Source organism: Nostoc sp. CALU 546, from assembly GCF_048836525.1.
The window spans coordinates 15,106-34,087 of sequence record NZ_JAWJTF010000107.1; the positions used below are offsets into that span (position 1 = coordinate 15,106).

The window sequence follows — 18,982 nt, forward strand, 5'->3', positions numbered from 1 at the left end:
TTCAATTTGGTGGCTCTTGTTCAGGAGGGGTCTGAATCCCCTTCTGAACAAAACCTTCTGCTCTCTTCAACAGAAGTCAAGCAGACTCCATCCAATACAGTTCAGATAAGACCAAAAGACTTGTCTTGACGGCGATTTATCGCGTCTCGAAAACCCACAATTTTGTACTATAAGCTGACAAGAACCTTAATTTAGGTTATATAGATTCAAATAAAAAAGCGCCCCCTGTTACCAGAGGACGCTTTTTTAAATTGTAGAGACGCTATGAATAGCGCCTCAAGCTTATGATTAACCGTTGATAGCAGGAGCGGTAAGAGCTACAGGAGCAGAATCGCCAGCAGCCAAATCTAGAGGGAAGTTGTGAGCGTTACGCTCGTGCATTACTTCCATACCCAAGTTAGCGCGGTTGATTACATCTGCCCAAGTTGCAATCACACGACCTTCAGAGTCAATGATTGATTGGTTGAAGTTGAAACCGTTCAAGTTGAACGCCATTGTGCTTACACCCAAGGCGGTGAACCAGATACCGATTACAGGCCATGCTGCTAAGAAGAAGTGCAGTGAACGGCTGTTGTTGAAAGAAGCGTATTGGAAGATTAGACGACCGAAGTAGCCGTGGGCTGCAACGATGTTGTAGGTTTCTTCTTCTTGACCGAATTTGTAACCGTAGTTTTGTGATTCAGTCTCAGTTGTTTCACGAACCAAGGAAGATGTAACCAAAGAACCGTGCATTGCAGAGAACAAGCTTCCGCCGAATACACCAGCTACACCTAGTTGGTGGAAGGGGTGCATCAAGATGTTGTGTTCTGCTTGGAACACGATCATGAAGTTGAATGTTCCTGAGATACCCAAGGGCATACCATCAGAGAATGAACCTTGTCCGATTGGATATACCAAGAATACTGCGGTTGCTGCTGCAACTGGAGCACTGTATGCGATCGCAATCCAAGGACGCATTCCTAAGCGGTAGGATAGTTCCCATTCACGACCCATGTAGCAGAATACGCCAATCAGGAAGTGGAAAACTACTAGTTGGTAAGGGCCGCCGTTGTACAACCACTCATCTAAGGAAGCTGCTTCCCAAATTGGGTAGAAGTGCAAGCCGATGGCGTTGGAGGAAGGTACTACTGCACCGGAGATGATGTTGTTTCCGTAGATTAAGGAACCTGCTACTGGTTCACGGATACCATCGATGTCAACGGGAGGAGCGGCGATGAAGGCGATTACGAAGCAAGCGGTAGCGGCTAGCAAGGTTGGGATCATTACTACGCCGAACCAACCGATGTAAATCCGGTTGTTGGTGCTGGTGATCCATTCGCAGAATGTATCCCATACATTGGCGCTTTCGCGACGTTGTAAGGTTGTTGTCATTGTTTTATAAGTGCGGTTAGTTATTTATGAATCAGGCGGTTTCGTCTTTGCCTGTGAAACCACTTTACACTGCTTTACAATTTTTAATCAACTTTTATTACTTCAGTAAACCTGATGCGAGTGATTAGTTTTGCTTATTTAAAAGGGTTACAAGTATTATTTGCCTATTCAACTGGGAATAATAGCTTTGTATATTACCGCTATTCTAGAAAAAATTAACCCTCAGCTTACCACTGGGGGCTTTTTTGTTTGGCAGAATGGCATATCTGTAAATTAGAAGGTTGCTATGGTATTCGAGTAGGATACATTCCATGCGAAAAGTACTGACTTGCATTACCTCTGGTAGTTAGCCAGGGGTTTTTATTTAAATACTCGGTAAGGGGAAAACTCAGTCCCTTTGAGAGTGATCGCTCTTAGATATTCTGCTGAGAGGTTTTTTAGCGATTTTGATTTAAGTGATTCTATAATTCCCTGCTTTTCGGGATTATTGAGAGATAGAAATTTTAATTCAACCAGGAAATTAACAATAAATATAAGCTTATATCAAGCAGAAAAATCAAGTACAACCAATTAACGATGACAGACGCTAAAAACGTAATCGATGGAAACCTAGAGGTTTGCTGTACTTCTCCCGTGACTGGGTTTTACCGCGACGGCTTTTGTCGTACAGGTGGTCAGGATTTCGGATCGCATGTCGTATGTGCCCAAGTGACATCAGAATTCCTGGAGTTCACCAAATCACGTGGGAACGACCTCAGTACAGCTGTTCCTGATTTTAATTTTCCTGGATTAAAGCCTGGCGATCGCTGGTGTTTGTGTGCTTCTCGCTGGCAACAAGCTCTTGAAGCTGGCGTTGCTCCACCTGTCATACTTTCAGCAACCCATGCTAGAGCTTTGGAAGTGGTTTCCTTAGACGAATTGAAAAAACACGCCCTAACTTCGTCTTGATTGGGCATTAAGCTAATGACAAATGACCAATGACTAATCAACTCACTGGAACTTCCAGAGGTAGTTCTAATACATTGGCAACCACAGCAATTAATTTAGTGGGGTCAATTGGCTTAGATAAATGCTGCTGAAACCCTGCTGAAAGAGCTTTTAAACGGTCTTCCTCTCGCGTGTATGCTGTTAAAGCGATCGCGGGGATATGTCCGCCTTTTTCTGGTTCTAAAGAGCGCAGCTTCCGAATTAGTGTATAGCCATCTTGCTCTGACATACCGATGTCGCTAATCAGGATATCTGGTTTTGCTTGTTCAAGTACTGCTAACGCTTCATCAACTGATCCTACCGCAGTGGCAAAAGCCCCATACTCCTCAAACATGAAACTGAGAAAGTTACGGGTATCTGTTTCATCATCTACAACTAAAACTCTTAATCCAGCAAGGGGCGTAGAAGCCACAGAAGAAATTTCTCCTGTGGCTTCTCTACTCGCCCTATTACCCCTATTGTCTTGTAGCAGTGGTAGTCTGACAGTAAAAGTTGCTCCTTGTCCAGTGCCTAAACTCTGGGCAAATATTGCCCCCTTGTGCAGTTCTACTAGATGACGGACGATCGCTAGCCCTAATCCTAATCCATTGTGCGATCGCGTTGTGGTACTATCTGCCTGCCGAAAACGCTCAAATACTTTAGGTAAAAACTCGGAGCTGATACCAATACCCGTATCAATAACTTGAATTTGGGCGTACTGGGATTTTGAATTTTGAATTTTGGATTGCAGATTACTGTTTTTATCAGTGTCTAAAGAGTTTAAATTTTCATCATCAGATCCCAATTCCAAATCTGAAATCGAAAATCCCAAATATTTTGATAGCCTGACTTCGACCCTACCACCTTTAGGCGTAAACTTAATGGCATTAGTTAGTAAATTCCAGACAACTTGCTGTAAACGGGCTGGATCGCCATAAACTGACCCTATCGAAGTATCCAGGACAGTATTTAACTTAATATCTTTTGGTTCTGCGAGGGGGCGCACTGCTTCTAATGCTGCTTCCATCACTGAGATCAGATTCACCGCAGATACATTTAACCGCAACTGACCCCGGATAATCCGGGATACATCCAAGATATCCTCAATTAGTTGCATCTGAGATATAGCGTTGCGTTCGATCGCCTCCAAGGCGCGGGAAGTGGCTTTTTCGTCAAGTTTCTTGGCGCGGAGGATTTTTGACCAGCCCAGCATCGAGGTTAGAGGTGTGCGGAGTTCGTGGGAGAGAACAGCAAGAAACTCATCTTTCATCCGATTTGCGGCTTCTGCTTCTTGTCTTGCTGTCTGTTCTCGAATTACTTGAGCGCGGACTTCTTCTGCTTGCTTGCGTTCCGTAATATCTTCAAGGGTGCCCACGTATCCCAGCAATTCCCCTTGACCGGAAAGCATCGGTGATGACCGAACCTGAACCCAACGATCGCTACCATGAGCAGTTTGAAAGCGAAACTCTTCTGAGTAGTCTCGACCTTCACGAATGTAGGCAGACCAACTAGCAACGGCTCGTTCTTTGTCTTCTGGATGAACAGATTCCAGCCATATTTTTTCTAAACTCTCTGCTGCTTTCAAACCACAAATTGCCTGATAGCGAGGATTAGTATACTTACAGCCGCCTTCAGTATCAATTTCAAAAATGCCAACGGGTGAGCAGGTACTTAGCGATCGGAATCGTTCTTCACTTTGCCTGAGTTCTGTATTCACAGCTACTAGCTGCGCTGCTTGTTGCTTGACGGCTTCTGTTTTCTTAAATAGTTCTACGAATACTATGACTTTAGAAGTCAGGATATTGGGGTCTAGTGGTTTGAGCAAATAATCAACTGCACCCAAAGCATAACCTTTAAACAGCATTTGGTCACTGGTGCTAAAGGCGGTGAGAAAGATAATTGGAGTGTGACGCGATCGCCCCCGATTGCGAATTAAGGTAGCAGTTTCAAAGCCATCCATCCCAGGCATTTGCACATCCAGCAAAATCACTGCAAAATCTTGATGCAGCAGACATCTCAAAGCTTCTTCCCCAGAAGTCGCTCTCACGAGATTCTCCCCTAGTTTTTCTAGGATTGCTTCTAGTGCCAGCAAATTTTCTAACTTATCATCTACTAGGAGGATGTTGACTTTGGGTTCCATCTGCATCGGTTTATTTCTGTGATAAGTGACAAAGCTTGACCATCTGGGAAGCAATGTTTGAGAGTGTCAAAATCCAGTCTACTGCAACAGTAGAAATTGCTGCTTCTGGCATGATGTCGCTCTCTGCTGTGGCAGGTTCCTGTACAATAGTAGTTCCTCCCCGCGCTTTTATTTTCTTAAGACCTTGCATACCATCTTGATTTGCTCCTGTCAAGATTACACCAATAACTTGCTCAGTGTAGACATCAGCTGCCGACTCAAACAGCACATCAATAGATGGCCTGGCATAAGAAACAGGCTCATCAGTTGAAAGGGCAAAGTGACCTGGTTCAACCAGTAAGTGATAATCTGCTGGAGCTATGTAAATATATCCTGGTAGTATTTCGTCCTTGTCTTCCACTTCTCGAATTTTCAACAAAGTGGATTCTTGTAATAACTCCTGAAGTGTATTACCAGACTCTTTGTGACGGTGCTGCACGATCGCGATCGGCACAGGGAAGTCCGCTGGTAAATTCCCCAGAATGATTTTCAATGCAGATAATCCGCCTAAGGAAGTACCAATTACCACAATTTTAAACGACACTTGTTTAGCCCTCACACCTACATAATGTGAGTTACGGAAATAGCAAAGGCTCATTCATACTGAATTCAGTCAGTGTTTTCTTGCTTCTTTGCCCTTACCAGTAACCCATGTTTAGGTGCAAAAATCATTGCTATGACAAACAACAAGGTTTGCAACACCACAATGCAACCCCCAGTTGCACCATCGATATGATAGCTGATGTAAGTCCCCATAACACTAGAAAATACTCCAGATGCCATTGCAATTAGTATCATGTGGTCGAAACGGTCTGTTAATAAATAAGCCGTTGCTCCCGGAGTAACTAACATAGCTACAACCAGAATAATTCCCACTGTTTGGAGTCCGGCGACAGCAGTTAGTGAAAGTAATGATAGTAAAATATAGTGAAGCGCTCCTGTGTTCAAGCCGATGGAACGTGCATGAGTAGGATCAAAGCAAAATAATAGTAAGTCTTTGCGTAAAATAGCGATTGTTACTAAAGTGATTACACTAATAATTACCGTTTGGATAATATCTTCATTAGAAATACCCAAGACATTCCCAAATAAAATGTGCGTCAAGTCTACGCTGCTTGGAGTTTTGGAAACTAGCACCAAACCAAGAGCAAAAAATCCTGTAAATACAAGTCCGATGACAGTATCTTCCTTAATTCTCGTCTTCGCTTTAATATAACCAATGGCAATAACTGAACCTACTCCAAAGACAAAAGCACCCACGGCGAAAGGAATATTTAAAACATAAGCAATTACTACCCCAGGCATTACTGCGTGAGAAACAGCATCTCCCATCAATGCCCAACCTTTAAGGGTCATAAAACAAGATAAAACAGAACATACCACCCCAACTAAGGCACTTACACAAATTGCCTTCACCATGAATTCATACTGTAGGGGTGCAGTTAACCAGTCTAAGAATGCGAGAGTATTCATATTTTTTAAAAAATAATATCAGGAATATCAATTACAAATTTAAATTAATCGAATTCATTTTGATTACCACGGATTATTTTGCTTTTGCTGAGGGATAAATCTGCAAGGGAACCGCCAAAAGTTCGTGAGAGATTTTCTTCTGTGAAAACTTCGGATGTATCGCCATAAGCTAAAATAGTACGATTTATGAGTACTACTTGGTCACAGAAAGTTGTGATAGAAGCTAAATCATGAGTAGAAATCAAAATTGTATGACCTTCTTTTCGCAATTCCAGCAATAAGTCAATCATCGCTTTTTCTGTTTTGATATCGACTCCAGTGAAAGGTTCATCTAATAGTAAAACTGTTCCCTGTTGTGCCAAAGCACGGGCGAGAAAGGCACGTTTTCTCTGTCCACCAGATAGTTCTCCAATTTGGCGATCGCGCATTGACCACATTTCCACCCTCTCTAAACTCTCCCTCACGACACTTCGATCTTTCGCCGACGGAATTCGCAGTATATTCATGTATCCATAGCGTCCCATCATCACCACATCATGGACACTTACTGGAAAATTCCAGTCCACTTCTTCTGACTGTGGTACATAAGCGACTAAGCTTTTTTTCTGTACACTTTTTATCGGTAAGCCATTAATCAAAACCCGCCCCGTGACTGGCTTCAAAAACCCCATAATCGCCTTAAACAATGTTGATTTACCGCTACCATTCATCCCCACTAAACCACTTATTGAACCTGCTTGGATTTGCAAAGAAGCACCATGTAAAGCAACTTTGCCGTGGTAAGCAACCGTCAGATTTTCGACATCAATCGAAATAGATTTCATTAAAAATTACCTCTAGAATTAATCAGTATTTTTTAGTGAGCTACTCAAGTCCTTTTGGCAAATATGTAATGTTTTGCAGAGAACAAAACAGGACTAAAGTTCTTACTGAAAATAAATTTTCAATAGTTAGATTTATTCTTGCATACTTGCTCACTTTTCCTCTAACCCCTGAGTTAGAGTAGTAATATTAAGTTCTAGCAACTTTAGATAAGTCGGTGCTAGTCCATCAGATGGAGACAGGGAATCAACGTAAAAAACTCCACCAAACCTTGCTCCCGATTCTTTAGCTACCTGACGCTGCGCTCCGTCATTTACCGTACTTTCACAGAAAACTACAGGTATTTTATTGTTCTTAACTGTCTCAATGACTTTTTCTAGCTGTTTGGGAGTAGCTTGCTGTTCAGAGTTGACCGCCCAGAGATAAACTTCTTTCAAGCCATAATCGCGGGTAACGTATGAAAATGCGCCTTCACAGCTTACCATGTAGCGCTTGTCTGCTGGAACTACCGACACGGCTTTTCGCAGTCTCTCATCGACTTCCTTAATTTTTTCGCTGTATGCTTTGGCATTGGTATTATAAGTCTCTGCATTCGCTGAGTCCAAATCAACTAATGCCTTGCGAATATTTTCTACGTATATCAAGGCATTTTGTGGTGACATCCAAGCATGGGGATTAGGTTTTCCTCTGTAGGCATCCTCCGTAATTTCTACAGGTTTAATCCCCTCAGTTAGAGTAACGTGAGGCACATTAGGGACGCTGTTATACAATTTTTGTGCCCAACGCTCTAAATCCAGACCATTATTTAAAATTAGGTCTGCTTTTTGCGCCCTCACCAAATCGCTAGGAGTTGGTTCGTAACCATGAATTTCCGCCCCTGGTTTGGTGATAGATTCGACAATCGCCTTGTCTCCCGCCACGTTTTGTGCCATATCTGCGATGACTGTAAAGGTGGTAAGAACTACTTTTTTATCTTTTTTTTCTAAATTACTGGTGGTAGTTGTACCTGGGTTTGGACTTAACTGTGGTTGAGAATTGGAGCTTGACGGACTACACCCACCCAAACATAGCCCCAATAGCAGCCCAGACACTACAGCCAATTTTTGTCCATACTGCGGTAGTTGCATCTGAAAGTTACTGATATTAAATCTCATTATAGTAATTTCATAATCTTCTCACTTTTGTCTCACTTTAGCAGAAGGAAGATAAAAATGAAAGAATTATGAAAATGAAGAAGAATTCAGAAGTCAGAATTCAGGAGTCAGAATAAAGACGTTAGCGAGTCCGTGAGTCCGCCAGTCATAAAGAAAACATTGCTGTTAGCGGATAGCTAAGGTTTAGCCCATTCTGACCGGAGGCGGAGCGTCTCCGGCTCCGCTCTTGACTCCTGAATTCTGTTAGATAATATCAGAGGAAAAAAGCGAACCTATTGCAATAACTGTATCACTGGCTTCTGACTTAACCTGGATTCGACACTTTTGTAGCTTGATTCCTTCCTTTTTTAATTTTAAGGGGCTTTTTGAGTGGTTCAAACATTTTTGTTATTTGTATTACAAACAAATATTTGATGATTGTGAAATATCTTACAGACAAACATCGTATCTAGAGTTTTTTTATATATTAAAAAAATGCAAAAATAAATACATTATTAAAATATTTTTTTGTCAAATTACTAACCTTTAAAAGTTTAATATTTATTGTTTTGACAATTCATAAAAATTTACTTAAGCTAAAGGATAGGTTAAGCAAATCAACAAAGGACAGCGATTTGATTTAGCTCCATCAAGAATTGCTGTTGCAGACTATTGGCATAAGGAAATGAATCAAAACCAAAATTATTCTATGTAGGCAATTTAACTAGATTTGACTACAAAAAGCTAAGACATGATTAAGCGTATTGAACAGCGCAGATATTGAACAGAATTCGGTCAATTATGGATGGATACTTGTGGTGATGTTAGTGAGTGTCCATCAATTATTGAAGTTTGACTAGCGATTTGAGATTTTTGATTAGGGTCTTCTAGTTTATATCTCGTCTGGGACGGAATAAATCTAAAAGACGCTCACTAAGACTGCGCGATCGCCAATCCAAAATCAAAAATTTATTGACCAAAGTGCGGTAGATATTTCCAGGAGAAGACGATGATTGAGTATTTGACATCCTTGAACGACCACAATTTGCCCTATCCAGATACGATTCATCCCATCGTTGTCCACTTCGTAATTGCGATGGTGTTGTTTTCCTTTGTCTGTGATGTAATTGGCTATTTTACTGGTAAATCCGGTCTTTTTGAGGTGAGTTGGTGGAATATGTTAGTTGCCACGATCGCAATCTTCGTTGCAATTATTTTTGGTCAGTTTGAAGCAGGGTTAGCACAGCCTTACAGCCTAGCTAAATCGGTGCTGAATTTACATACGCTAATTGGTTGGTCGCTTTCAGGAATTATCACAGCGATTACAGCTTGGCGCTATGTAATTCGTGCCCGTAACCCGCAAAAAGTACCGATTTATTATTTGGGAGCCGGACTAGTTTTAACCCTAATAGTTGGCTTACAAGTATATCTCGGCGATGAACTTGTTTGGGTCTATGGATTGCATACCGTACCAGTTGTGGAAGCAGTAAAGGATGGTCTGTTGCGATGAACTCAGAATTGATTAACCAATTAACCGACTCTCTAGGCCCAAACGGATTACCTTACACAATTCCCATTCATCCCAACTTAGTCCATCTGACAATAGGTTTGTTCATCATTGCGATGACCTTTGATATTGTTGGTGTTCTGTTCCCCTTTGAAAAATGGGTCTTCAAATTTTTGGCAATTACTGTTGAACGTGACAACTTATTTGCTGTTGGTTGGTACAACATGTTAGCTGCCAGCATCATTACATTTTTCACAGTGGGAGCAGGCTTTTACGAAATGTTATTGGCAGCACCACCAGCTGATATGAAGAGTGCCTGGGGATTGCAGGCAATGGAAACTATGCTTTGGCATGGTGTAGGAGGTGTATTCTTATTAGCGCTGATTGTTGGCATGACCATCTGGAGAGCATGGCAGCGCTTCGTTTGGGGCAAACAAGAATATAAACAGACAGATAGAGAAGTGCAATGGATCTATCTGTTCGCAGGCATAGCAATCATGTTCATTCTGTACATCCACGGCACACTAGGAGCGCAACTCGCCGCCGAATTTGGCGTACACAATACAGCAGATAATTTGCTGCGATCGCACCAAGACCTCAACACAACACTCAAATAGTTATTTGTCAATTGTCCTTTGTCCTTTGTCATGTGTCCTTTGACTAATACCCAATGCCCCATGCCCAATTCCCAATGCCCAATAACCAATGACTAATGACCATGAAAATCCAGAAGATTTTAAATATTTTGACGCTGCTTACAGGCGCGATCGCAATCACTGTTACTAGTCTCTGGATCGGCAAGCAGTCTTACTCCTGGCTTCCTCCCCAAGCAGCGGCCGAATCCGTACTAATTGATGATTTGATTAGCTTCTTAGTAACCCTCGGTGCATTCATCTTCTTGGGAGTCACAAGTACTCTGATGTATTCTGTGATATTCCATCGGGCAGTCAAAGATGACTTCACTGATGGCCCCCCAATTGAAGGTAATATCACCTTAGAAGTTGTTTGGACAGCAATCCCAATTCTGTTAGTGTTGTGGATTGCGGGTTACAGCTATCAAGTTTATGAACAAATGGGAATTCAAGGCCCATCGGAAATAGTTCACCTGCATAATCCGTTGAGAATGGAATCGGCTTATGCAGAACCAAAAGATGCACCAGCTAACGCTTTAGCGGAACCTGTAGAAAAAATCGACGTATTAGCTAAACAGTGGGCGTGGGTGTTTCACTATCCCGAAAGAGATATTACCAGTACCGAATTGCATTTACCTAGCGATCGCCGGATACGTTTAGCGCTGAAATCACAGGATGTTTTGCACGGCTTCTATATTCCTGCGTTCCGCCTCAAGCAGGATATTATTCCCAACCATGCGATCGACTTTGAATTTACTCCCATCCGCCCCGGACAATACCGATTGACCGATTCTCAATATAGCGGTACATACTTTGCGACGATGCAAGCGAATGTCATCGTCGAATCTCCTGAAGATTATCAGCAATGGCTGGCACAAGCTGCAACCCAAAAGCCATCCATAGCAAATAATCAAGCGGCTTCTGAGTATGCCCAAACATCCCATCAATCAGTCCAAACTGGTTGGGTTACAGTTCCACCTGCTGCACCTCCTCTAGTCAATTCACCTGGTTGAAAGGAAAGTAACCCATGACTAATGTTCCTATTGAAGGTATCCTTCTCCCTGATGAGAAGCCTAACCACGAATCTCCGAGTAGCTGGAAAGAATACTTCAGCTTTAGTACTGACCATAAAGTTATTGGTATCCAGTATCTCGTTACCTCATTTTTCTTCTTTCTCGTCGGCGGTATCTTTGCGATGGTGATGCGGGGAGAACTGATGACACCCGAATCAGATTTAGTCGATCGCACCGTCTATAACGGGATGTTCACCATGCACGGCACTGTGATGCTGTTCTTGTGGACATTTCCCTCACTAGTTGGTTTTGCTAACTATCTAGTACCCCTAATGATTGGGGCGCGAGATATGGCATTTCCCCGCCTGAATGCCGTCGCCTTTTGGATGGTACCAGTAGTTGGGATTTTGATGATGGGTAGCTTCTTCGTCCCTGGAGGCCCAGCCCAAGCCGGCTGGTGGTCTTACCCGCCAGTCAGTCTCCAGAATCCCACAGGTAACTTAATTAATGGTCAAGTTATCTGGTTGCTAGCGGTTGCAATATCTGGCGTATCTTCAATTATGGGGGCAGTTAACTTTGTCACCACAATTGTGAAGATGCGGGCCCCAGGAATGGGCTTTTTCAAAATGCCCTTGTTTGTCTGGGCAATATTTAGCGCCCAGATTATCCAACTTTTTGGACTACCTGCACTGACAGCAGGCGCAGTGATGCTGCTACTTGATCTCACTGCTGGCACTGCCTTTTTTGACCCCGCCAAGGGTGGGAATCCAGTGATGTTCCAGCATTACTTCTGGTTCTACTCCCACCCCGCCGTTTACGTGATTATTTTGCCCATCTTCGGCATTTTCTCAGAAATCTTCCCAGTTTATTCACGTAAACCCCTATTTGGTTACAAAGTAGTTGCTGTTTCATCAATGTTGATTGCAGTAGTCAGCGGTATCGTTTGGGTACACCACATGTACGTCAGTGGTACTCCTGGCTGGATGCGGTTGATTTTCATGATGACAACGATGTTTGTATCTGTCCCCACAGGAATTAAAGTATTTGCTTGGGTAGCAACTATTTGGGGCGGTAAAATGCGGCTAAATACCGCCATGCTGTTTGCTTTGGGTGCATTAGTCATGTTTGTCTTCGCCGGAATCACAGGCATCATGCTTTCCTCCGTGCCAGTCGATGTCCACGTTAACAATACCTACTTTGTAGTCGGACACTTCCACTACGTCCTCTACGGCACTGTGACGATGGGCTTATTTGCAGCCATTTATCACTGGTTCCCTAAAATGACCGGAAGGATGTACTCCGAAAGCTGGGGTAAAATCCACTTTTGGTTAGCCTTCATCGGCACCAACCTCAACTTTTTGCCCATGCACCCCTTGGGATTGCAAGGAATGTTACGCCGAGTTGCTTCTTACGCCCCTGAGTATCAATTCTGGAACATCATCGCTAGCCTCGGCGGATTTCTCTTAGGAATGTCCACCTTGCCCTTCATATTCAACATGGTGATTTCTTGGATGCAAGGCGAGAAAGCACCCGCTAATCCTTGGCGAGCAATCGGACTAGAGTGGTTAGTTTCTTCACCCCCCCCAGTAGAAAACTTTGAAGAAACTCCCATCATCATCTCCGAACCCTACGGCTACGGTAAATCAGAACGCTTGACAGCCAACCTCCCAGAATAAAGGCCAACCATCGGGAAGACGCAAAAACCCTCCGCGTACCTACCTCCGCGCTTCCCTTTGCGTTCCTACCCTGCGGGAAGGCAAAGCCTATGCGTTTCAAATTCCCCCCTCAAAAAGCAAAATGGACAGCTATATCAATTCCGAAGAATTGCACCACACAGCCGCAGAACATACCCACGACGAAGAAGGCAACAAAATGTTTGGCTTCATCGTCTTCCTCCTCTCAGAAAGCGTCATTTTCTTGAGTTTTTTCGCCGGATATGCCATCTACAAAACAACAACCCCTAACTGGCTACCAGCTGGTGTTTCTGGACTAGAAATAAAAGAACCGACAATCAACACAGTAATTCTGGTTGCTAGTAGCTTTGTAATTTACTTAGCAGAACGCGCCCTTCAACGCCACGACTTAGTAAAATTCCGCCTGTTTCTCTTGGCAACAATGGCGATGGGAACTTACTTTTTAGTTGGACAGGCGATTGAATGGAACGGCCTCGCCTTTGGTTTCACTTCCGGGGTATTTGGTGGAACGTTTTATCTACTTACAGGCTTCCACGGTTTGCACGTTTTCACTGGTATCCTGTTGCAGTTAATAATTTTGATCCGTTCTTTCATCCCTGGCAATTACGATACAGGTCACTTCGGCGTCAATGCAACCTCGTTGTTCTGGCACTTCGTCGATGTTATCTGGATTATTTTGTTTGTCCTTATCTATGTTTGGCAGTAAAGATTGATGGAAGGAAAACCCAGATGATTTCTCTGGGTTGGTGTATGGGGCATTGTTAATTGCGTTAGCGTAGCGGTAGCGAGTCCGCGAGCGTCATTGCGAATTGAACTTATGCCCCATACACCATTCACTCTAAGAAGTATATTTGGGTCTTGGCTCAACTTTTCAAATTAACCTTCTCCTCAAACTTTGATCCATCTTGATGAGATAAAAACTTTTCACTACTGTGATAACTTCTGCGCCATTGTTCAAGTTTATCTATAGATATTGATTTAGATATGACATTCACACCATTTCCTCGCCAAGCAACTTCTGGATCTGTTGTGAAAACCCCGCACTCTAATTGATCTAGCCTCATATTCCAATATTCGCTAAATCTACCTTTTAGAGTAATAACTTGCTCAAACACCTTGTTTCTATGTTTATTTCTTCTTTTCCGTTCTGTCGCTCCAGTTGCTTCTGTATCAATAAACTTAGTTTCAATTAAAAACAGACTACCTTTAAAGGTCAAGAAGACAAAATCACACTTTCCTAAATCTGTATAATCTGAAATTGGAGACTTTTCAAATAACAGCAATTCAGCGCACGAGGGAAACAATTCTTTAATATTCAGAAATAAATAAGCTTGTAATAGAAGTTCCTTATCATAAGGAAACAATATCACTCCTTCAAAAAATTTTTGAATGTCCTCGTGAGTTTGGGGTTGAATTTTTTTACAGTATGAAACAAATCTATGTAGCTCGTTTACAATCATCAAGTTCTAACTCCTTCCCCCGGTCGCAGCCTTAAGGGTCTTAGCATAAAAAGATACCACTCCCTCAAGGAAATTATCATCAGCATAAGTAACTAAAAAAACGATTAAAATCCTGAATACTTAAGGCGATTTACTGTTGACAGTTCAATCAACGAATTTTTAAGCTGCTTTTCAGTATTGGTGGATTTTTCACTTCTGGTGTCAGCTACCAGTCAGCGATTTTATATGAGCAGGAAAACTAGCATTTTGCAAAGCTTGAACGGTTATTCTAGAATCTTGTACGCAAAATTGCCAACCCAAGCGAACAAGTTTACGAGAAGTTTCAGTTTGGATAATTCCAATCACTGGCATTTTTGCCTTTTCTTTGTCTACTGAATGTTCTTGCAAAATTGTTTTCAAGCGATGTAAGTCTTCCATGTTACCTGCTTGCTGGGGATTTAATTCCACCATCACCATTTGTACTGTTTCCACTGGTTCTGCATCTTCAAGAATAAATTGAGTTTGCTCATCGCGTCGATCTACTTTTCCCCAAATAATTAATCTAGTATCAACTTGGAGTAGGGAACTAATGCGTTCATAAGTTTTCGGGAAAACTACAGCTTCTAATTGTGTAGTTAAGTCTTCTATTTGCAAAATTGCCATCTGATCACCTTTTTTCGTCACCACTTTTTTGACGTTATTTAACATGACAACTGCACAAAGTCTTGTATCTTCCCTTTGTTCTCCCAGTTGTGAAAGGTTAATTGGAGTCAGAAGTGGTGCTATTTGTCGTAAGGATTTCAGTGGATGATCTGATACATAAAAGCCTAATAATTCTTTCTCCATCTGTAACTTTTTCTGTGGGGGTAAATCCGTCACAGGTTTAGATTTAGGAGCAGTTTCAAAGGCATTGTTTGCTCTTTTATTCTGAGTCGAAGAAAAACCATCGCCCAATAAATCAAACAGATTACCTTGACCACTGGCTCTATCTTTAGCGCGAGATTGTGCCCAATCGTACACCAATTCTGAGTCGTTAATTAACTGTTGGCGGTTGGGTTCAATTTTGTCAAAGGCTCCACAATAAATCAGCGACTCTAGAGTTCGGCGGTTAACAGCACGTAAATCGACGCGATCGCAAAAATCAGCAAGAGTCTTGAACTCTCCTGTCTCATTTCTCGCTTCCAAAATACAAGCGATCGCATTTTGCCCCACGTTACGCACCGCCGAAAATCCAAACAGAATCTTTCCTGCCGTTGGCGTAAAATCAACACCAGAACGATTAATATCTGGCGGATCTATGGAAATCCCCATATTTGTACAGTTGGTAATATATCTCTGTACCTTATCGGTATCACCACTGTTAGCTGTTAACAGCGCCGCCATATATTCCAATGGGTAATTAGCTTTTAAATATGCTGTTTGATAAGTTACATAACCATAAGCTGTTGAATGGGATTTATTGAAACAATTGGAAGCTATTAAGCCATTTTTAATCGAAAAATTATGGTCACGCTCAACCCCAATGTCATAGACATTTTGTTTGCCTAAATATTTGCGTGTAGCTATTTTTATCATCCTACCCTACCCCTGAAAAAAGTTTTACGAAATTAATTAATTGATAAAATCGTAAAAAATGTATTCTTAATAGTACTTGTAATACAAAATTATATCACTAGAAAACACTGCTATACTCTTACACAAAAGTAGCAAATATATATCAAAACTTTGGTAAACTATTCAATAGACAGTTAATAGCCATATATTTGCTACTTTTTTAAACTTATTAAACACATTTCAATACATATTAATCCGCTTAGTATTAGATGGTTTGCCCTGGGGGAAGAAGCAGGGGAGCAGGGGGAGATGAGGGAGAAATAAACAGTGCCCAATGCCCAATGCCCAATGCCCAATGCCCAATAGCAATACCAATATCGACCAATATGTACTAGAATCAATGACTTGAGTGAGTCATAAAGAGAGCAATCATGGCATCCATCCGCGAGTTGCACCAACAACTGGTTAAGAAAGAACGTTCTGCCGTTGAAATTACCCAAGAAGCTTTAGATCGCATTCAAGCGTTAGAGCCGAAACTGCACAGCTTTTTGTGTGTGACGGCAGAACGGGCATTAGAGCAAGCGGGTGCTGTGGATGCCAAAATCGCTGCGGGAGAAGAAATTGGACTGCTAGCAGGAATTCCTGTGGGTATCAAGGACAATATGTGTACCAAGGGAGTTCCCACCACCTGCGCTTCCCGGATTTTAGAAAATTTTGTGCCGCCTTATGAATCAACGGCGACACAAAAACTGGCTGATGCTGGGGCGGTAATGGTAGGCAAAACCAACTTGGATGAGTTTGCAATGGGCAGTTCTACAGAAAACTCTGCCTACCAAGTCACGTCTAATCCTTGGGATTTGTCACGAATTCCAGGTGGTTCTTCGGGAGGTTCTGCGGCTGCGGTGTCGGCCCAAGAATGTGTAGTTGCTCTCGGTTCTGATACTGGCGGTTCGATTCGCCAACCTGCATCTTTCTGCGGTGTGGTGGGGATGAAACCAACTTATGGTTTAGTTTCCCGTTATGGTTTGGTGGCTTACGCTTCCTCTTTAGATCAAATTGGGCCATTTGCAAACACGGTAGAAGATGCGGCAATATTATTAAGTGCGATCGCAGGTCACGATCCCAAAGACTCTACCAGCCTGAAAGTTGCCATTCCTAACTACGCTGCTAGCTTAAAACCAGACTTCAAACCCAGAGGTCAGCTAAGAATTGGTATCATTAAAGAAACTTTTGGTGAAGGTTTAGACGCTGTAGTAGAACAAGCTGTTACCAAAGCAGTAGATCAACTACAAAGTTTGGGAGCAGAGATTCACATAATTTCTTGTCCCCGTTTCCGCTATGGCTTACCCACCTACTACATAATTGCCCCATCAGAAGCATCAGCAAACCTGGCTCGTTACGATGGTGTTAAATATGGATACCGCGCTCCTGATGCCGATAATCTGCTATCCATGTACACTCGTACCCGTGCCGCTGGTTTTGGTACAGAAGTCAAACGCCGGATTATGATTGGCACTTATGCCCTCTCCGCTGGCTATTATGACGCCTACTACCTAAAAGCGCAAAAAGTCCGTACCTTGATTAAGCAAGACTTTGAAAAGGCTTTTGGCGCGGTTGATGTGTTAGTTTGTCCCACATCCCCCACTACAGCATTCAAAGCAGGGGAAAAAACTACTGACCCCTTGAGTATGTATTTAACTGACTTAATGACTATTCCTGTGAATCTTGCTGGTTTACCTAGTCTAAGTTTGCCATGTGGTTTTGATGATCAGGGACTACCGATAGGATTACAGTTAATTGGCAACGTGCTGCGAGAAGACCTACTGTTTCAGGTTGCTCATGCCTATGAGCAATCTACTAGTTGGCATCTGCGTAAACCGCAAATATCTTGAAATTGGGGATTGGGGATTGGGGATTGGACACTGCTTATTTCCCCCTCATTTCCCCCTGCTCCCTCATCTCCCCCACTCACTGATTAATGACTATTGACTGTTGACCATTTACTTCTGGAGTCACGGATTCAGATGCAATTTGTGGTGGGTTAAGTATATATAAAAGACCAGTAGATGCAGCAACTAATAATAGAATGTAGGTAAAAACAAGAGGTATGTATGTATTTGGTTTGCTGTCTGACTTTTTATGATTGTTATTGGAGTCTTGGCGAACAACATTGCTTATAAAGGTGTACGATAGAGCATTTCCATCCAGTCCTAAAGCATCTCCATAGCGACGGATGAATCCTTGAACAAAAATAGGCTCAGGCAATTCTTCAAATCGTTCTTCTTCTAAAGCTTGCAAAACACCTGCTCTAATTAGTGTTTGAGCGGCTATTTCTTCTATGCGGATGGATTTTTCTTGTCTTACTTGTCGCAAGTGTGTGGTTATTTCCTTTAGCTGCTCTATTTGAGCTTCGTTTAAGAGTGTCACTGTCTTCTCCTGTATGGGCTAATTCTACTATTCATTGAGAAGACTTAAATTCGCATACGTAAATTCACTGAATATTTGATTTTAGGATAAAATTTTTTGATTGTGGGTTAATCCTGTATTTTAAAATGCTAAGGTATTTTGTATTAAGTATAAACTTTGCCTTATTTTATACCTTAACAAAGCAAAAAATCTTGAGGCAAAATTAGCAACTTGCAACTTCTAATACAAGTGTTTACCAGGACTACTCTCGCTCGTAAAAGATACAGTCCTTTTTCTGACTGATTCCCAGCCTGGAAGCGGAGAATCAGTCAGAACAAGCTTTTGCGGCTTTTCTTAGTGTCATTCTCCTCAGCAAGAGCAGCACCCTACCCCTTTGCCTCTTTTCAGTCCCTAATCTCTTTTACACTTCAAAAATCTTCATCAAAATTCTATTCCGATATATCGTGATATATTCCGATATATCGTATATTAGAGAAAGTTGATTTGAGATTCACTTATGTTTAGACATTTTCGGTCACGCTTTGGAACACCTGCATGGGCAGGAGTTAACGAAGATGATTCATTGCTTGTCAGGTCTTGGTTTCAACATGGCAAACATCATGGTAGACATCATGAGAAACACTTTGGCAATGAAATGTTTGGTCGTGGTTGGGGAGATGAATATCGGACTCGTCGGGGTGACATCAAGTTCATTCTGCTGGAATTGTTATCCGAGCATCCTAGTCATGGTTACGACCTGATTAAAGAGATGGGTGCGATTCGTTGATTAGTG

The 18,982-nt window shown here is 42.2% G+C and carries 18 protein-coding genes; 8 read left to right on the forward strand and 10 right to left on the reverse strand.

Features of this window, described 5'->3' with window-relative positions; genetic code table 11:
• Nucleotides 1-288: 288 nt before the first annotated feature.
• Nucleotides 289-1,371, reverse strand: coding sequence for a photosystem II q(b) protein (psbA, locus tag RRG12_RS34730; RefSeq protein ID WP_420762352.1), 1,083 nt, complete (start codon nucleotides 1,369-1,371; stop codon nucleotides 289-291).
• Nucleotides 1,372-1,947: 576 nt separating this feature from the next.
• Here psbA and RRG12_RS34735 point away from each other — a divergent pair.
• On the forward strand, nucleotides 1,948-2,319 hold the full coding sequence (locus RRG12_RS34735; protein ID WP_420762353.1) for a DUF2237 family protein: 372 nt from the start codon (nucleotides 1,948-1,950) through the stop codon (nucleotides 2,317-2,319).
• 37 nt (nucleotides 2,320-2,356) lie between these two features.
• Here RRG12_RS34735 and RRG12_RS34740 read toward each other — a convergent pair whose 3' ends face one another.
• The 6 genes from RRG12_RS34740 to RRG12_RS34765 all read right to left on the reverse strand — a co-directional run bounded on the left by RRG12_RS34740 (nucleotide 2,357) and on the right by RRG12_RS34765 (nucleotide 8,972).
• Entirely contained in the window at nucleotides 2,357-4,483 is a 2,127-nt protein-coding gene (locus RRG12_RS34740; RefSeq protein ID WP_420762354.1) for a response regulator, read from the reverse strand.
• A 4-nt stretch (nucleotides 4,484-4,487) separates the two neighbouring features.
• Nucleotides 4,488-5,060, reverse strand: coding sequence for a chemotaxis protein CheB (locus RRG12_RS34745; protein ID WP_069073913.1), 573 nt, complete (start codon nucleotides 5,058-5,060; stop codon nucleotides 4,488-4,490).
• A 65-nt stretch (nucleotides 5,061-5,125) separates the two neighbouring features.
• Complete coding sequence (locus tag RRG12_RS34750) at nucleotides 5,126-5,989, reverse strand: metal ABC transporter permease (protein WP_069073914.1); 864 nt, start codon at nucleotides 5,987-5,989, stop codon at nucleotides 5,126-5,128.
• Between the two features lie 44 nt (nucleotides 5,990-6,033).
• The gene (locus RRG12_RS34755; protein WP_420762355.1) at nucleotides 6,034-6,813 is read right to left on the reverse strand and encodes a metal ABC transporter ATP-binding protein; all 780 of its coding nucleotides are present in this window, start codon (nucleotides 6,811-6,813) and stop codon (nucleotides 6,034-6,036) included.
• 150 nt (nucleotides 6,814-6,963) lie between these two features.
• Complete coding sequence (locus RRG12_RS34760; protein ID WP_420762356.1) at nucleotides 6,964-7,965, reverse strand: metal ABC transporter substrate-binding protein; 1,002 nt, start codon at nucleotides 7,963-7,965, stop codon at nucleotides 6,964-6,966.
• A gap of 866 nt (nucleotides 7,966-8,831) precedes the next feature.
• Entirely contained in the window at nucleotides 8,832-8,972 is a 141-nt protein-coding gene (locus RRG12_RS34765; protein ID WP_420762357.1) for a hypothetical protein, read from the reverse strand.
• Between RRG12_RS34765 and RRG12_RS34770 the strand changes: the two genes are divergently transcribed.
• From RRG12_RS34770 to RRG12_RS34790, 5 genes are all read left to right on the forward strand, one after another.
• Nucleotides 8,954-9,454 carry a DUF2231 domain-containing protein gene (locus RRG12_RS34770; protein WP_069073916.1) on the forward strand — a complete coding sequence of 167 codons (501 nt, stop codon included), beginning with the start codon at nucleotides 8,954-8,956 and terminating at the stop codon, nucleotides 9,452-9,454. The genes RRG12_RS34765 and RRG12_RS34770 overlap by 19 nt on opposite strands.
• Nucleotides 9,451-10,068: a DUF2231 domain-containing protein gene (locus RRG12_RS34775; protein WP_292737989.1), complete on the forward strand. Its 618-nt coding sequence runs from the start codon at nucleotides 9,451-9,453 to the stop codon at nucleotides 10,066-10,068. The genes RRG12_RS34770 and RRG12_RS34775 overlap by 4 nt, the downstream gene beginning before the upstream one ends.
• A gap of 101 nt (nucleotides 10,069-10,169) precedes the next feature.
• Nucleotides 10,170-11,096 (forward strand): cytochrome c oxidase subunit II, encoded by a 927-nt coding sequence (locus RRG12_RS34780; protein WP_420762363.1) that lies wholly within the window; start codon nucleotides 10,170-10,172, stop codon nucleotides 11,094-11,096.
• 14 nt (nucleotides 11,097-11,110) lie between these two features.
• Nucleotides 11,111-12,772, forward strand: a complete 1,662-nt coding sequence (gene ctaD / locus RRG12_RS34785; protein ID WP_420762358.1) for a cytochrome c oxidase subunit I — start codon at nucleotides 11,111-11,113, stop codon at nucleotides 12,770-12,772.
• A 121-nt stretch (nucleotides 12,773-12,893) separates the two neighbouring features.
• Complete coding sequence (locus RRG12_RS34790) at nucleotides 12,894-13,496, forward strand: cytochrome c oxidase subunit 3 (protein WP_420762359.1); 603 nt, start codon at nucleotides 12,894-12,896, stop codon at nucleotides 13,494-13,496.
• 157 nt (nucleotides 13,497-13,653) lie between these two features.
• Here RRG12_RS34790 and RRG12_RS34795 read toward each other — a convergent pair whose 3' ends face one another.
• On the reverse strand, nucleotides 13,654-14,250 hold the full coding sequence (locus RRG12_RS34795; protein ID WP_069073921.1) for a hypothetical protein: 597 nt from the start codon (nucleotides 14,248-14,250) through the stop codon (nucleotides 13,654-13,656).
• Between the two features lie 201 nt (nucleotides 14,251-14,451).
• Nucleotides 14,452-15,804 carry an OB-fold nucleic acid binding domain-containing protein gene (locus tag RRG12_RS34800; protein WP_069073922.1) on the reverse strand — a complete coding sequence of 451 codons (1,353 nt, stop codon included), beginning with the start codon at nucleotides 15,802-15,804 and terminating at the stop codon, nucleotides 14,452-14,454.
• Between the two features lie 410 nt (nucleotides 15,805-16,214).
• On the opposite strand from RRG12_RS34800, the gene gatA reads away from it, so the two are divergent.
• Entirely contained in the window at nucleotides 16,215-17,675 is a 1,461-nt protein-coding gene (gatA, locus tag RRG12_RS34805; protein ID WP_420762360.1) for an Asp-tRNA(Asn)/Glu-tRNA(Gln) amidotransferase subunit GatA, read from the forward strand.
• Nucleotides 17,676-17,751: 76 nt separating this feature from the next.
• Here the strand turns inward: gatA and RRG12_RS34810 are convergent, their stop codons facing one another.
• On the reverse strand, nucleotides 17,752-18,210 hold the full coding sequence (locus tag RRG12_RS34810; RefSeq protein ID WP_069073924.1) for a helix-turn-helix domain-containing protein: 459 nt from the start codon (nucleotides 18,208-18,210) through the stop codon (nucleotides 17,752-17,754).
• Nucleotides 18,211-18,706: 496 nt separating this feature from the next.
• On the opposite strand from RRG12_RS34810, the gene RRG12_RS34815 reads away from it, so the two are divergent.
• Nucleotides 18,707-18,976 (forward strand): hypothetical protein, encoded by a 270-nt coding sequence (locus RRG12_RS34815; RefSeq protein ID WP_420762361.1) that lies wholly within the window; start codon nucleotides 18,707-18,709, stop codon nucleotides 18,974-18,976.
• Nucleotides 18,977-18,982 lie beyond the last annotated feature (6 nt).